This window comes from Streptomyces sp. NPDC058289 (assembly GCF_042880975.1).
Taxonomy (GTDB): Bacteria; Actinomycetota; Actinomycetes; order Streptomycetales; family Streptomycetaceae; genus Streptomyces; species Streptomyces stoeckheimensis.
In genome coordinates, this window is record NZ_JBHVYI010000001.1 from 80,795 (window position 1) to 94,794 (window position 14,000).

Annotated in this window: 13 protein-coding genes, 1 tRNA gene and 1 pseudogene; 6 read left to right on the forward strand and 9 right to left on the reverse strand. The window is 70.8% G+C overall.

Features of this window, described 5'->3' with window-relative positions; genetic code table 11:
• Window positions 1-450 precede the first annotated feature (450 nt).
• Window positions 451-1,236, forward strand: a complete 786-nt coding sequence (locus ACFVX6_RS00365; RefSeq protein WP_389686386.1) for a LuxR C-terminal-related transcriptional regulator — start codon at window positions 451-453, stop codon at window positions 1,234-1,236.
• Here ACFVX6_RS00365 and ACFVX6_RS00370 read toward each other — a convergent pair.
• Window positions 1,195-1,692: a MarR family winged helix-turn-helix transcriptional regulator gene (locus ACFVX6_RS00370; protein WP_243335294.1), complete on the reverse strand. Its 498-nt coding sequence runs from the start codon at window positions 1,690-1,692 to the stop codon at window positions 1,195-1,197. The two genes, ACFVX6_RS00365 and ACFVX6_RS00370, sit on opposite strands and share 42 nt — an antisense overlap.
• Before the next feature lie 161 nt (window positions 1,693-1,853).
• On the opposite strand from ACFVX6_RS00370, the gene ACFVX6_RS00375 reads away from it, so the two are divergent.
• Both ACFVX6_RS00375 and ACFVX6_RS00380 read left to right on the forward strand, forming a co-directional pair.
• Entirely contained in the window at window positions 1,854-2,777 is a 924-nt protein-coding gene (locus ACFVX6_RS00375; protein ID WP_389686388.1) for a trans-aconitate 2-methyltransferase, read from the forward strand.
• Between the two features lie 2 nt (window positions 2,778-2,779).
• Window positions 2,780-2,881: pseudogene (locus ACFVX6_RS00380) on the forward strand (glyoxalase); the annotation flags it as partial.
• A gap of 107 nt (window positions 2,882-2,988) precedes the next feature.
• Here the strand turns inward: ACFVX6_RS00380 and ACFVX6_RS00385 are convergent.
• The 3 genes from ACFVX6_RS00385 to ACFVX6_RS00395 form a co-directional block, all read right to left on the reverse strand.
• The gene (locus tag ACFVX6_RS00385) at window positions 2,989-3,663 is read right to left on the reverse strand and encodes a TetR family transcriptional regulator (RefSeq protein WP_383947427.1); all 675 of its coding nucleotides are present in this window, start codon (window positions 3,661-3,663) and stop codon (window positions 2,989-2,991) included.
• Window positions 3,660-4,640 carry an acyl-CoA desaturase gene (locus tag ACFVX6_RS00390; RefSeq protein ID WP_389686390.1) on the reverse strand — a complete coding sequence of 327 codons (981 nt, stop codon included), beginning with the start codon at window positions 4,638-4,640 and terminating at the stop codon, window positions 3,660-3,662. Before ACFVX6_RS00390 ends, ACFVX6_RS00385 begins: the two co-directional genes overlap by 4 nt.
• Window positions 4,641-4,830: 190 nt before the next feature.
• Entirely contained in the window at window positions 4,831-4,953 is a 123-nt protein-coding gene (locus ACFVX6_RS00395) for a hypothetical protein (RefSeq protein WP_389686392.1), read from the reverse strand.
• A 50-nt stretch (window positions 4,954-5,003) separates the two neighbouring features.
• On the opposite strand from ACFVX6_RS00395, the gene ppc reads away from it, so the two are divergent.
• Window positions 5,004-7,769 (forward strand): phosphoenolpyruvate carboxylase, encoded by a 2,766-nt coding sequence (gene ppc / locus ACFVX6_RS00400; protein WP_389686394.1) that lies wholly within the window; start codon window positions 5,004-5,006, stop codon window positions 7,767-7,769.
• A 62-nt stretch (window positions 7,770-7,831) separates the two neighbouring features.
• Here the strand turns inward: ppc and pth are convergent, their stop codons facing one another.
• From pth to ACFVX6_RS00425, 5 genes are all read right to left on the reverse strand, one after another.
• Window positions 7,832-8,422 carry an aminoacyl-tRNA hydrolase gene (gene pth, locus ACFVX6_RS00405; RefSeq protein ID WP_250737445.1) on the reverse strand — a complete coding sequence of 197 codons (591 nt, stop codon included), beginning with the start codon at window positions 8,420-8,422 and terminating at the stop codon, window positions 7,832-7,834.
• 91 nt (window positions 8,423-8,513) lie between these two features.
• Window positions 8,514-9,092: a 50S ribosomal protein L25/general stress protein Ctc gene (locus ACFVX6_RS00410; protein WP_389686396.1), complete on the reverse strand. Its 579-nt coding sequence runs from the start codon at window positions 9,090-9,092 to the stop codon at window positions 8,514-8,516.
• A gap of 193 nt (window positions 9,093-9,285) precedes the next feature.
• Window positions 9,286-10,263, reverse strand: coding sequence for a ribose-phosphate diphosphokinase (locus tag ACFVX6_RS00415; RefSeq protein WP_112451977.1), 978 nt, complete (start codon window positions 10,261-10,263; stop codon window positions 9,286-9,288).
• Window positions 10,264-10,396: 133 nt separating this feature from the next.
• Window positions 10,397-11,842: a bifunctional UDP-N-acetylglucosamine diphosphorylase/glucosamine-1-phosphate N-acetyltransferase GlmU gene (gene glmU / locus ACFVX6_RS00420; protein ID WP_389686399.1), complete on the reverse strand. Its 1,446-nt coding sequence runs from the start codon at window positions 11,840-11,842 to the stop codon at window positions 10,397-10,399.
• A gap of 109 nt (window positions 11,843-11,951) precedes the next feature.
• Window positions 11,952-12,023: transfer RNA gene (locus ACFVX6_RS00425), tRNA-Gln, on the reverse strand.
• Between the two features lie 154 nt (window positions 12,024-12,177).
• Between ACFVX6_RS00425 and ACFVX6_RS00430 the strand changes: the two genes are divergently transcribed.
• Together ACFVX6_RS00430 and ACFVX6_RS00435 are read left to right on the forward strand one after the other, a co-directional pair.
• Complete coding sequence (locus ACFVX6_RS00430) at window positions 12,178-13,446, forward strand: sensor histidine kinase (protein ID WP_389686401.1); 1,269 nt, start codon at window positions 12,178-12,180, stop codon at window positions 13,444-13,446.
• Complete coding sequence (locus ACFVX6_RS00435; protein ID WP_389686403.1) at window positions 13,443-13,985, forward strand: hypothetical protein; 543 nt, start codon at window positions 13,443-13,445, stop codon at window positions 13,983-13,985. The genes ACFVX6_RS00430 and ACFVX6_RS00435 overlap by 4 nt, the downstream gene beginning before the upstream one ends.
• Window positions 13,986-14,000: the final 15 nt, after the last annotated feature.

The following is a 14,000-nucleotide window of genomic DNA, read 5'->3' on the forward strand; positions in this document are numbered from 1 at the left end:
GCCGCAGGCGCGCTCCTGCCCCGACCAGGGCGGGGGCGCGCGCACGTTCCGGGCGCGCCCTCGCCGGGCGCTGCGCGCGGGCGCCCGGCGTGCGCACGCCGAGTGAAATACCCCCCGTGCAACTGCCCGCGGCACACGACCGGACGGAACGACACTTCCGCTGGAAGAAAGCAGTCGATTTCAAGCCACCCCGGAGCTCCTCCGGAAGCGCCTCGCCGGAAAATCGCTCGGAAAACTTCTGCAATTCGGCCAACCACGAGCCGACCCCGGCCCTACGCTGATGCGTGACACCGGTGGGGGCCGGTGTTGATTCAGGGGTCGAGACAAGTCGGGTACGACGTCCGGTCCGGGGTAGTGCAGAGATGTCACGGCGGCGGCCGCGGCGCCTGCGGATCACCCGGTCCGGGCGTCGTACCCGCAGTCGTCCGTTCCCCGACCCTTGGGGGTTTTGTGGTCCGTATCCGGGTACTCGTGGTCGACGATCACCGCATCTTCGCCGAATCTCTCGCCGCCGCGCTCGCGGCCGAACCGGACGTGGACGTCTCCGCGGCCGGCAGCGGCCCCGCCGCGCTGCGCTGCCTCGAACGCGCGGTGGCCGAGGGCCGCCCCTTCGACGTCCTGCTGGTCGACTCCGACCTGGCTGCCGTCCCCGCGGGCGTTCCCACCCAGCGGGAGTCCGGGTCCGCCCCGCCCGTCGCCGACGGGATCGCTCTGGTGGCGGGCGTACGGGTGTCCCATCCCGAGGTCCGTACGGTCGTGCTCGCCGAGCGCGACGACGCACGCCGGGCCGCCCTGGCGCTCCAGGCGGGCGCCTCGGGCTGGGTGGCCAAGGACTGCTCGCTCTCGCGGCTCCTGGCCGTCATCCGCGGAGTCCTGCGCGAGGAGACGCACCTTCCGCCCGCGCTGCTGACCGGAGTGCTCCGCGAACTGACCGCGGCGCGCAAGCACCGTACCGACAGCGAACGGCTGGTGGAGTCCCTCACGCCCAGGGAGCACGAGGTGCTGCGCTGCATGGTGGCGGGGCTGGGCCGCAAGGACGTGGCCGCGCGGCTGTTCCTCTCCCCGCACACCGTCCGCACCCACATGCAGAACGTGCTGGGCAAGCTGGGCGTGCACTCCACGCTCGCGGCGGTGGCCCTGGCCCGGCGGGCCGGCGTACGGCCCGCGGACCTGCCGGGACTGCCGGGGCAGGGACTAACCGGGGATGTTGTCGAACGGAGCGGTCAACTGGCGTAGCAGGCCGGCGAGATCGCCGCGCTGCGTCCGCGAGAGCTGGGCCAGGATCGCCCGTTCCTGGGCCAGCAGGCCGGCGAGCGCCTGGTCGGCGCGGTCGCGGCCCTCGGGGCTGAGGCGCACCAGGACCCCGCGGCGGTCGTTGGGGTCGGGCAGCCGTTCGACGAGGCCCTTCTTGGCGAGCCGGTCGATGCGGTTGGTCATGGTCCCGGAGGTCACCAGGGTCTGCGTCAACAACTGGCCGGGGGAGAGCTGGTAGGGCGCGCCGGCTCGCCGCAGCGAGGTCAGGACGTCGAACTCCCAGGGCTCCAGGCCGTGCTCGGAAAAGGCCAGCCGTCGGGCACGGTCGAGGTGCCGCGCGAGCCTGCTGACGCGGCTGAGCACCTCGAGCGGTTCCACGTCGAGGTCAGGGCGTTCCCGCCGCCATGCCGCGACCAGTCGGTCGACCTCGTCCTCCATGCCGATCAGTGTAAAGGGTCTGTCGACGTGAAGTCTCTTTAAATCGAGTATCTCGACCTCAAGTATCTTGACATCGAGATATATATTTCGCCACCATGGGGCATGGAGGGGGCCGGAGCAGCTTCCGATTCCGACCGTACTGCCAGCAGGGAGGCTCGAACATGCATTCCGATACCGCGCCGGCCAGGATTCCGGCGTCGACCACCGGCACCGCCACCACGACGGCGCCCCCGGCATCCCCAACGTCCCCCACGGACGACGCGCGCACCGCGCCGACCGCCCCCACCTGGGACCCGCAGCAATACCTCCGGCACGCCGACCACCGGGCCAGGCCCTTCCTCGACCTTCTGGCCCGCATACCCGATCTCCCCACCCGGGCCGCCCGCATCGCCGACCTCGGCTGCGGCCCGGGCAACGTCACCGCGCTCCTCGCGGACCGCTGGCCCGAAGCGCACATCACCGGCTACGACCTCTCCCCGGAGATGCTCCACCGCGCCGACGCCGAATACGCCGGTCCCACCGGCGGCGGGGGCAAGCTCGAATTCCGCCACGGCAACCTGGCCGACTGGCTCCCGGAGGAGACCTACGACCTGATCGTTTCCAACGCCGCCCTCCAGTGGGTCCCCGGCCACGCCGCATCCTTCGCCCCCTGGATCAACGGACTGCGCCCCGGCGGCACCTTCGCCTTCCAGATCCCCGGCAACTTCACGGCCCCCAGCCACCGGATCCTCGCCGACCTGTGCGACGCCCCGCGCTGGCGGGCCCGGCTCGCCGGACACGGCGCCCGCTACATCCACATCCTCGAACCCTCCGGATACCTGGAGCGGTTCACCGAGCTCGGCTGCGCCGCCGACGTGTGGGAGACCACCTACCACCAGCTGCTCCAGGGTCCCGACCCGGTACTGGACTGGGTCAAGGGCACCGCACTGCGGCCCGTGCTCACCGCGCTGGCCGACGACGAGGAGGCCGCCGAGGCCTTCCTCGCCGAGTACCGGGCCCTGCTCCGCGCGGCCTACCCCACGGGCCCCCGCGGAACCGTCTTCCCGTTCCGCCGGATCTTCGCCGTCGCCCGCAGGGAGGCCTGAGCGTGCTCGCCGGAGTCGACCACGTCCAGCTCGCCGCACCGCCCGGATCGGAGGAGCGGCTCCGCGCCCATTACACCGAGGTGCTGGGCATGACCGAGATCCCCGGCCTGGAGAAGCACGGCTTGGAAAAGGCCTGACGCCACACACGACGGCGCCCCGCCACCGGATCACCGGTGACGGGGCGCCGTCGTACGTGCACGCGGTACGGGGCTCACTTCTTGCGGTGGCCCACCAGCCGCGGCTTCGCTTCCAGGTTCTCCAGTCCGTGCCAGGACAGGTTCACCAGGTGCGCCGCCACCTCGGCCTTCTTCGGCTGGCGCGTCTCCAGCCACCACTGCCCGGTCAGCGCGACCATGCCGACCAGCGCCTGCGCGTACAGCGGTGCCAGCTTCGGGTCGAAGCCGCGGGCCTTGAACTCGAGGCCCAGGATGTCCTCGACCTGCGTGGCGATATCGCTGATCAGCGAGGCGAAGGTGCCCGTCGACTGGGCCACGGGGGAGTCCCGGACCAGGATCCGGAAACCGTCCGTGTAGTTCTCGATGTAGTCCAGCAGCGCGAAGGCCGCCTGCTCCAGGAGCTCCCGCGGGTGCCCGGCCGTCAGTGCGCCCGTCACCCCGTCCAGCAGCTGGCGCATCTCGCGGTCCACGACGACCGCGTAGAGGCCCTCCTTGCCGCCGAAGTGCTCGTACACCACCGGCTTGGAGACTCCGGCCTTCGCCGCGATCTCCTCCACCGACGTGCCCTCGAACCCCTTCTCGGCGAACAGGGTGCGGCCGATGTCCAGCAGTTGCTGACGCCGCTCGGCGCCCGTCATCCGGACCCGGCGGCTGCGCCTGGGCTTCTCGCTGCTGGAACTGCTGCCGTCGTTTCCCACGTCCCCCATCATGCCGCGTTCGACACTTCTTCCTTGCGCCGGGCGTCGATGCGGGCCTCGGACGGCCAGCGGACGTCGGACGCCCAGCCGAGCTGTTCGAACCAGCGGATCAGGCGTGCACTGGAGTCGACCTGACCGCGCAGCACGCCGTGCCGGGCCGAGGTCGGGTCGGCGTGGTGCAGGTTGTGCCAGGACTCGCCGCAGGACAGCACCGCCAGCCACCACACGTTGCCGGAGCGGTCGCGCGACTTGAACGGGCGCTTGCCCACCGCGTGGCAGATCGAGTTGATCGACCACGTCACGTGGTGCAGCAGCGCGACCCGGACCAGGGAGCCCCAGAAGAACGCCGTGAAGGCGCCCCACCACGACATCGTCACCAGACCGCCCACCAGCGGCGGCAGCGCCAGCGAGAACATCGTCCAGAAGATGAAGTCGCGCGAGATGCGACGGATCGCCGGGTCCTTGATCAGGTCCGGGGCGTACTTCTGCTGGTCGGTCTGCTCCTCGTCGAAGAGCCACCCGATGTGCGCCCACCACAGGCCCTTCATCAGGGCCGGCACCGTCTCGCCGAAGCGCCACGGCGAATGCGGGTCGCCCTCGTGGTCGGAGTACTTGTGGTGCTTGCGGTGGTCGGCCACCCAGCGCACCAGGGGGCCCTCGACCGCCATCGACCCCATGATCGCCAGGGCGATGCGCAGCGGCCGCTTCGCCTTGAAGGAACCGTGCGTGAAGTAGCGGTGGAAGCCGATGGTGATGCCGTGGCAGGCGAGGAAGTACATGAACACCATCAGGCCCACGTCCAGCCAGCTCACCCCCCAGCCCCACGCGAGCGGAAGCGCCACCAGCAGGGCGAGGAAGGGGACGGTGATGAACAGCAGCAGCGCGATCTGCTCCACGGACCGCTTGCTCTCACCGCCGAGGGTCGCGGACGGCACGGACGCGCCGGAAGACGCCGAGGCGTCCTCGATCACGTCGGGACTGATGGTCATAGATGTGTCCCCTGAGGGTGAGGGAGATTCGGCAGGCGCGCCGCCCGGCCACACATCCCTACGGGTGCGTAACCTACGGCAACGTAAGTATGGCAAAGGTCCTCCGCGCGGCAAGAGGAGCGCGCCCGCAGCCGGGTCCTTCGGCCCGGGCCGCAGGGCCGTCGTCCCGCCTGGTGACACAGGGACCTGGTCACCGGTACGGGCCACCTATCCTGGTGTCGTCGGACAGCGCGGTCCGCACGGGCAGCCCGAGCTGCGCATCAGGAGCGGTGGCTCCGCCGGACCAGGTCCGGACGGGCACCACCGCGCGCATCCGGGGCCCACCTCCCAGTAGCGCTCGAAACACTGCAAGGAGCCGCACCTGTGAGCAGTGCCGACCAGGCCCACTCGACCACCGCCCCGGCGACGACCCCCGCCGGCGCGGCCAACGCCGAGCTGCGCGCGGACATCCGCCGCCTCGGCGACCTCCTCGGCGAGACCCTCGTACGCCAGGAGGGCCAGGACCTCCTCGACCTGGTCGAACGCGTCCGAGCCCTCACCCGCACCGACGGCATCGCGGCCGCCGAGCTGCTCGGCGACACCGACCTGGAGACCGCCGCCAAGCTGGTGCGCGCCTTCTCCACGTACTTCCACCTCGCCAACGTCACCGAGCAGGTGCACCGCGGCAAGGAGCTGCGCGCCCACCGCGCCGCCGAGGGAGGCCTGCTCGCCCGCACGGCCGACATGCTCAAGGACGCGGACCCCGAGCACCTGCGCGAGACGGTCAAGAACCTCAACGTCCGCCCCGTCTTCACCGCGCACCCGACCGAGGCGGCCCGCCGCAGCGTCCTGAACAAGCTGCGCCGCATCGCGGCCCTCTTGGAGGAGCCCGTCGCGGGAGCCGGCGAGCGCCGCCGCCACGACCTGCGCCTCGCGGAGAACATCGACCTCGTCTGGCAGACCGACGAGCTGCGCGTGGTCCGCCCCGAGCCCGCCGACGAGGCCCGCAACGCGATCTACTACCTCGACGAGCTGCACGCCGGCGCCGTCGGCGACGTCCTCGAGGACCTCGCCGCCGAGCTCCAGCGCGTCGGCATCGAGATCCCGGCCGGCACCCGCCCGCTCACCTTCGGCACCTGGATCGGCGGCGACCGCGACGGCAACCCCAACGTCACCCCCGACGTGACCCGGGACGTGCTGATCCTCCAGCACGAGCACGGCATCACCGACGCCCTGGAACTCATCGACTTCCTGCGCGGACTGCTGTCGAACTCCATCCGCTACACCGGTGCCACCGAGGAACTCCTCACCTCCCTCCAGGCCGACCTGGAGCGCCTCCCCGAGATCAGCCCGCGCTACAAGCGGCTGAACGCCGAGGAGCCGTACCGCCTCAAGGCCACCTGCATCCGGCAGAAGCTCCTCAACACCCGCGAGCGCCTCGCCAAGGGCACCCCGCACGAGGAAGGCCGCGACTACCTCGGCACCGCCGAGCTGCTCACCGACCTCACCCTCATCCAGACCTCCCTGCGCGAGCACCGCGGCGCGCTCTTCGCCGACGGCCGCATGGACCGCACCATCCGCACGCTGGCCGCCTTCGGCCTCCAGCTCGCCACGATGGACGTGCGCGAGCACGCGGACGCCCACCACCACGCGCTGGGCCAGCTCTTCGACCGGCTCGGCGAGGAGTCCTGGCGCTACGCGGACATGCCGCGCGACTACCGCGGCCGCCTCCTGGCCAAGGAGCTCCGCTCGCGGCGCCCGCTGGCGCCCACCCCGGCCCCGCTCGACGCGGCCGGCCAGAAGACGCTCGGCGTGTTCGGCGCCATCAAGGACGCCTTCGAGAAGTTCGGTCCCGAGGTCATCGAGTCCTACATCATCTCGATGTGCCAGGGCGCCGACGACGTCTTCGCCGCGGCCGTCCTCGCCCGCGAGGCCGGTCTCATCGACCTGCACGGCGGCTGGGCCAAGATCGGCATCGTGCCGCTCCTGGAGACCACCGACGAGCTCAAGGCCGCCGACGTCATCCTCGACGAGATGCTCGCGGACCCCTCCTACCGGCGCCTCGTCTCGCTGCGCGGCGACGTCCAGGAGGTCATGCTCGGCTACTCCGACTCCTCCAAGTTCGGCGGCATCACCACCTCCCAGTGGGAGATCCACCGCGCCCAGCGCCGGCTGCGCGACGTGGCCCACCGCTACGGCGTGCGCCTGCGCCTCTTCCACGGCCGCGGCGGCACCGTCGGTCGCGGCGGCGGCCCCTCGCACGACGCGATCCTCGCGCAGCCCTGGGGCACCCTGGAGGGCGAGATCAAGGTCACCGAGCAGGGCGAGGTCATCTCCGACAAGTACCTCGTCCCCTCCCTGGCCCGCGAGAACCTGGAGCTGACCGTCGCGGCCACCCTCCAGGCCTCCGCCCTGCACACCGCCCCGCGCCAGTCCGACGAGGACCTGGCCCGCTGGGACGCGGCCATGGACACCGTCTCGGACGCCGCGCACGACGCGTACCGCGAGCTCGTCGAGGACCCGGACCTGCCGGCGTACTTCTTCGCCGCCACCCCCGTGGACCAGCTCGCCGACCTGCACCTGGGCTCGCGCCCCTCGCGCCGTCCCGACTCCGGCGCCGGCCTCGACGGCCTGCGCGCCATCCCGTGGGTCTTCGGCTGGACCCAGTCCCGCCAGATCGTCCCGGGCTGGTACGGGGTCGGCTCGGGCCTGAAGGCCCTGCGCGAGGCCGGCCAGGGCGACGCGCTGGCCGAGATGGGCGAGCGCTGGCACTTCTTCCGCAACTTCCTGTCCAACGTCGAGATGACGCTGGCCAAGACGGACCTGCGGATCGCACGCCACTACGTCGACACCCTGGTGCCCGACGAGCTCAAGCACGTCTTCGCCCGCATCGAGGCCGAGCACGAGCTCACCGTCCGCGAGGTCCTGCGCATCACCGGGGGCGAGAAGCTCCTCGACTCCAACCCGGTCCTCCAGCAGACCTTCTCGGTCCGCGACGCCTACCTGGACCCGATCTCCTACCTCCAGGTCTCCCTGCTGGCCCGCCAGCGGGCGGCCGCCGAGCGCGGCGAGGAGGCGGACCCGATCCTGTCCCGGGCCCTGCTCCTCACCGTCAACGGCGTTGCCGCAGGCCTGCGCAACACCGGCTGACGACACATGCGTGAGGGGCCCGTGCACCGATGGTGCACGGGCCCCTCGTGCATCGGGACCTGCTAGCTGTTGTACGTGGACTGCGCGCGCTCCAGGCCCTCCTGGATCAGGCACTCCACGGCGTCCGCCGAACGGTCGACGAACCAGTCCAGCTCCTTGCGCTCCGTGGAGGAGAAGTCCTTCAGCACGAAGTCCGCGACCTGCATCCGGCCCGGCGGCCGGCCGATGCCGCAGCGCACCCGGTGATAGTCCGGGCCCATCGCCTTGGTCATCGACTTCAGCCCGTTGTGGCCGTTGTCCCCGCCGCCCAGCTTCAGCCGCAGCGTCGGGTAGTCGATGTCCAGCTCGTCGTGGACCGCGACGATCCGGTCCAGCGGCACCTTGTAGAAGTCCCGCAGCGCCGTCACCGGGCCGCCGGAGAGGTTCATGAACGACATGGGCTTGGCCAGCACCACGCGCCGGTTCAGCGGTCCGGGCGGGCCCATCCGGCCCTCGACCACCTGGGCGCGGGCCTTGTGCGCCTTGAACTTGCCGCGCATCCGCTCCGCCAGCAGGTCGGCGACCATGAAACCGATGTTGTGGCGGTTGCCCGCGTATTCCGCACCCGGGTTCCCGAGGCCCACGATCAGCCAGGGCGCCGCGTCGTCCGACATCAAAAGCTCCTTATACGAAGACGACCGCCGTCCCGCTCCAGTGGAGCCGGACGGCGGTCGTTCAGCAAGTGCTGAGGGGGAGGGACGAGGCTCAGGCCTCGGCGCCCGCCTCCGCGGCCGGCTCCTCGGTGCCCGCACCGATGACCTGCAGGACGGCGATGTCGCCGTCGACGGCGAGGGTGGTGCCCGCCGGGAGGACCAGGTCCTTGGCGGTGATGGTGGCACCGGCCTCGAGGCCCGCGATCGAGACGGTGACCTCGGTCGGGATGTGCGTGGCCTCGGCCTCGACGGAGATGGTGTTCTGGAGGGTCTCCAGCATGTTGCCGCCCGGGGCCAGCTCGCCCTCGGTGACGATCGCGACGTCGACGGTGACCTTCTCGCCCTTCTTGACGATCAGGAAGTCGACGTGGGAGATCGAACGCTTCAGCGGGTGCTTCTGAACGGCCTTCGGGATGACCAGCTCGGTGCCGGCGCCCTCGATGTCCAGGGAGAGCAGGACGTTCGGGGTGCGCAGCGCCAGCTGGAGCGCGTGGGCGTCCACGTTGACGTGCTTCGGGTCGGTGCCGTGGCCGTAGATGACCGCGGGGGTCAGGGCGTCACGACGGGCCTGACGGGCGGAACCCTTGCCGAAGTTCTCGCGGACCTTCGCGGAAAGCTTGATCTCGGACATGCTCACTCCTCGTGGGGTGACGGAAATGGACGACAGTCACCCGGCCGGAACACGGCCTGCTACGAAGAGCGCGTCGATAACGGAGCATCCATACCCGTCTGAAACAGGTACGGCCTCCCTCGCCGAGCAACTCAAGGAGTGTACCCGGCGGGGAGGCCGTACCCAAAAATGATCTAACGCACAGCGGGCGTGCTTACTGCTGCTCTTCGAACAGGCTGGTGACCGAGCCGTCCTCGAAGACCTCGCGCACGGCGCGGGCGATCATCGGGGCGATGGAGAGCACCGTGATCTTGTCGAGCTCCAGGTCGGACGGGTCCGGCAGGGTGTTCGTGAACACGAACTCGCTGACCTTGGAGTTCTTCAGGCGGTCGGCGGCCGGGCCGGACAGGATGCCGTGCGTGGCCGTCACGATGACGTCCTCCGCGCCGTGCGCGAAGAGCGCGTCGGCGGCGGCGCAGATGGTGCCACCCGTGTCGATCATGTCGTCGACCAGGACGCAGACGCGGCCCTTGACCTCACCGACGACCTCGTGGACGGTCACCTGGTTGGCGACGTCCTTGTCGCGGCGCTTGTGCACGATCGCCAGGGGGGCGTCCAGGCGGTCGCACCAGCGGTCGGCGACGCGTACGCGGCCGGCGTCCGGGGAGACGATCGTCAGCTTGGAGCGGTCGACCTTGGCACCGACGTAGTCCGCGAGGACCGACAGGGCCGAAAGGTGGTCGACCGGGCCGTCGAAGAAGCCCTGGATCTGGTCGGTGTGCAGATCGACCGTGAGGATGCGGTCGGCGCCCGCGGTCTTCAGCAGGTCGGCGACCAGGCGGGCCGAGATCGGCTCGCGGCCCTTGTGCTTCTTGTCCTGGCGGGCGTACCCGTAGGACGGGACGATCACGGTGATGGAGCGTGCCGACGCGCGCTTGAGCGCGTCGATCATGATCAGCTGCTCCATGATCCACTTGTTGATCGGAGCCGTGTGGCTCTGGATCAGGAAGCAGTCCGCGCCACGCGCCGACTCCTGGAAGCGGACGTAGATCTCGCCGTTCGCGAAGTCGAAAGCCTTGGTCGGCACGAGGCCGACACCGAGCTGGTGCGCGACCTCCTCGGCCAGCTCGGGGTGGGCGCGGCCGGAGAAGAGCATCAGCTTCTTCTCGCCGGTCGTCTTGATCCCGGTCACAGCACTGTCTCCTCAGACGTGGGAAAGCTGCTCGCCCCCATGTGCGTCCGTCCCGCACACGGTGAGCCAGCCGAATTGCGTTCACCTATCACGGTACGCCGTCTCGGGCGTAGCCGTTTCCGGTCAGTTCACCTCAGCGTTCGTCGGAGTCCTCGTGGACCGCCGACTGAGCCGCCGTTGCGGCGGCACTTCCCGGACGCTTGCGGGCCACCCAGCCCTCGATATTCCGCTGCTGGCCACGGGCCACGGCCAGGGCGCCGGGCGGCACGTCCTTCGTGATCACGGAGCCGGCGGCCGTGTAGGCGCCGTCCCCGATCGTGACGGGAGCCACAAACATGTTGTCCGAGCCCGTCTTGCAGTGTGAGCCGACGGTCGTGTGGTGCTTGTGCTCACCGTCGTAGTTCACGAACACGCTGGCGGCGCCGATGTTCGTGTACTCGCCGATCGTCGCGTCGCCGACGTAGGACAGGTGCGGGACCTTGGTGCCCTCGCCGATCGTGGCGTTCTTCATCTCCACGTACGTGCCGGCCTTGGCCTTCGCGCCCAGGTTCGTGCCCGGACGCAGGTACGCGAAGGGGCCGACGCTCGCCGAGGCGCCGACGACGGCGGTGTCCGCCACGGTGTTGTCCACCCGGGCGCCCGCACCGACGTGCGTGTCCTTCAGGCGGGTGTTGGGGCCGACCTCGGCCTGTTCGGCGATGTGCGTGGTGCCGAGCAGCTGGGTGCCGGGGTGCACGATCGCGTCCTGGCCGAAAGTCACCGTCACGTCGACGAGGGTGCTCGCCGGGTCGACGATCGTCACGCCGGCGAGCATGGCGCGCTCCAGCAGACGGGCGTTCAGCAGGGCGCGGGCCTCGGCGAGCTGGACCCGGTTGTTGATCCCGAGGATCTGCCGGGGGTCCGCGCCCACGGCCGCGCCGACGCGGTGGCCGGCCTCGCGCAGGATGCCGAGCACGTCGGTGAGGTACTCCTCGCCCTGGCTGTTGTCGGTGCGGACCTTGCCGAGGGCGTCCGCGAGGAGGGCGCCGTCGAAGGCGAAGACCCCGGAGTTGATCTCACGGATGGCGCGCTGGGCGTCGGTCGCGTCCTTGTGCTCGACGATGGCGGTGACCGCCCCGTCGGTGCCGCGGATGATCCGGCCGTAGCCGGTGGAGTCGGGGACCTCGGCGGTCAGCACGGTGACGGCGTTGCCGTCGGCCTCGTGCGTGGCCGTCAGCGCGGCCAGGGTCTCGCCGGTCAGCAGCGGGGTGTCGCCGCAGACGACGACCACGGTGCCGGCCGGCCGGTCGCCGAGCTCTTCGAGGGCCATCCGGACGGCGTGCCCGGTGCCGTTCTGCTCGTACTGGACCGCGGTGCGGACGTCGGCGTCGATCGCGGCGAGGTGCGCGGTGACCTGCTCGCGGGCGTGGCCCACGACGACGACGAGGTGGGTGGGGTCCAGCTCGCGGGAGGCGGCGACGACGTGACCGACGAGCGAGCGCCCGCTGATCTCGTGCAGAACCTTGGGTGTGGCCGACTTCATGCGGGTGCCTTCACCCGCTGCGAGTACGACGACGGCTGCCGGGCGGTTGGCGCTCACGGGTGTGTCCTTCGGCTTCGGGTGGTGGACCCGTGAAGGATACCGGTGGGTTTAAGGCCCTAAACGAGGGTGGGTCCCGACTGCGAAAGCCAGGACCCGGACCGTGGGGCTCCCCTGTCAGGACTCGAACCCGAACATAAGGCACCAAAAGCCTCAGTGCTGCCAATTACACCACAGGGGATTAATCGGCTAAACCGGACATTAAGCCCTGGTGGTCGAGCCGACGGGACCTACTATGCCGCACCAGGCGCCCTGAATGCGACGGTACAAATCCGAGCCCTTCACCGGGATTTCCGGTCGCCTCCGGACCGGGGCCGCTGCGTAGGCTGGACCGTATGACCAGTACGGGGGAAGAGCAGGGAAAGGCGGGGGCCGGGCGGGACGGGCCCCTGTGGTGGGAGCGGCGCAGGTCGGCCGTGTTGGACCTGGGGCTCGGCGCGGTGTCGGCCGTCGAGTGCGGGGTGGAGGGAGTCGGGTTCGCGCACGAGGCGGGGATCCCGGTCTTCGCCGGGGTGCTGTTCGGGCTGCTGGTCGGGTCGGTGCTCGTCCTCAGGCAGCGCTGGCCGATCGTCGTGGTGCTCGTCGGCATCGCGGTGTCGCCCGCGGCCATGGGCTTCCTGCTCGGGGTCGTCGGGCTGTACACGCTGGCCGCCTCCGAGGTGCCCCGGCGGATCACCGCGACCCTGACGTCGATGTCGCTGGCCGCGACCTTCGTGGTGATGTACCTGCGGACCCGGGCGGACCCGGAGGTCACCCTCACTCTCGTCATCACCCTGTCCGTGTTCGTGGCGGTGGCGCTGACCGTGCCGCCGGTGCTGTTCGGGCTGTACACGGCGGCCCGCAGACGGCTGATGGAGAGCCTGCAGGAGCGGGCGGACTCGCTGGAGCGGGAGCTGTCGCTGCTCGCGGACCGGGCGGAGGAACGGGCGGAGTGGGCCCGTACGGAGGAGCGGACCCGGATCGCGCGGGAGATGCACGACGTCGTGGCGCACCGGGTGTCGCTCATGGTGGTGCACGCGGCGGCGCTCCAGGCGATCGCCGCCAAGGACCCGGCGAAGGCGGCGAAGAACGCGGCGCTGGTCGGGGACATGGGACGGCAGGCGCTCATGGAGCTGCGCGAGATGCTCGGCGTGCTGCGGGCGGAGGCGCCGAAGCCGGCGGCCGTCACGGCGCCGGTGGCTCTGGTGGGGAGCTTCGACGACGGGCCGACGCTGGCCGAGCTGGAGGTGCTGGTCGGACAGTCGCGGACGGCCGGGATGATCGTGGAGCTCGACGTGCGGGGCGAGTACTCCGCGTACGTGGCGGAGGTGGAGCAGACCGCCTACCGCGTGGTGCAGGAGGCGCTGACCAACTGCCACAAGCACGCCGCGGGCGCACGCGTGGTCGTACGGCTGGCGCACCGGGAGGGGGAGGTGGCCATGCAGGTGGAGAACGGCCCCTGCGACGGCAAGGCGGCCGAGCCGGGGCTGCCCAGCGGCGGAAACGGCCTGATCGGCATGCGCGAGCGGGTGCTCGGCCTGGGCGGCGTGTTCGTGTCCGGCCCGACGGACGAAGGCGGTTTCAAGGTCTCGGCGGTCCTGCCGAGCGAGCGGAAGTGGGGATGACGGTGGGGTGGGATCCGGTGGCGGAGCTGACGGACGAGGACCGGAAGCTGTTTCAGGGGCGGTGGGAGAAGAGGCTCTGGCTGAACGTGCCGGGGCCCTTCTACACGGGCGAGACGGACACGTGCTGGACCGGGCGGCTGAACGCGCCCCGCAACGTGATGTACGCGGCGAGCACCGAGGGCACCCTCGAGTACGTCTTCCGGCAGCCGCGGAACCCGGCCGAGGTGCGCGAGGTGGTGAACGCGGCGGACGAGGAGCCCTTCCAGGAGTACGCCTACGACGGGGACCGCTGGTGGACCCCGGAGACGGTGCGCCGCTGGTGGGCCGGGCGGGGCCGGGTCGAGGAGCACCTGACGCTCACGCTGGCCGAGTACGGGGACAGCGTCCATCCCGCCGACCGGGACGCCGCCGTGGGGGCGCGGGAGTTCCGGGCCTACCTGGAGGGCGGGCTCGCCGCCGATCTGCGGGCGTACCTCTTCCGGCTGGAGGAGGGCCGCTACCCCGGGGAAGGGGAGCGGCTCCCCGGGCTGGAGGGCTAGGCCGTCCCTTCCGGA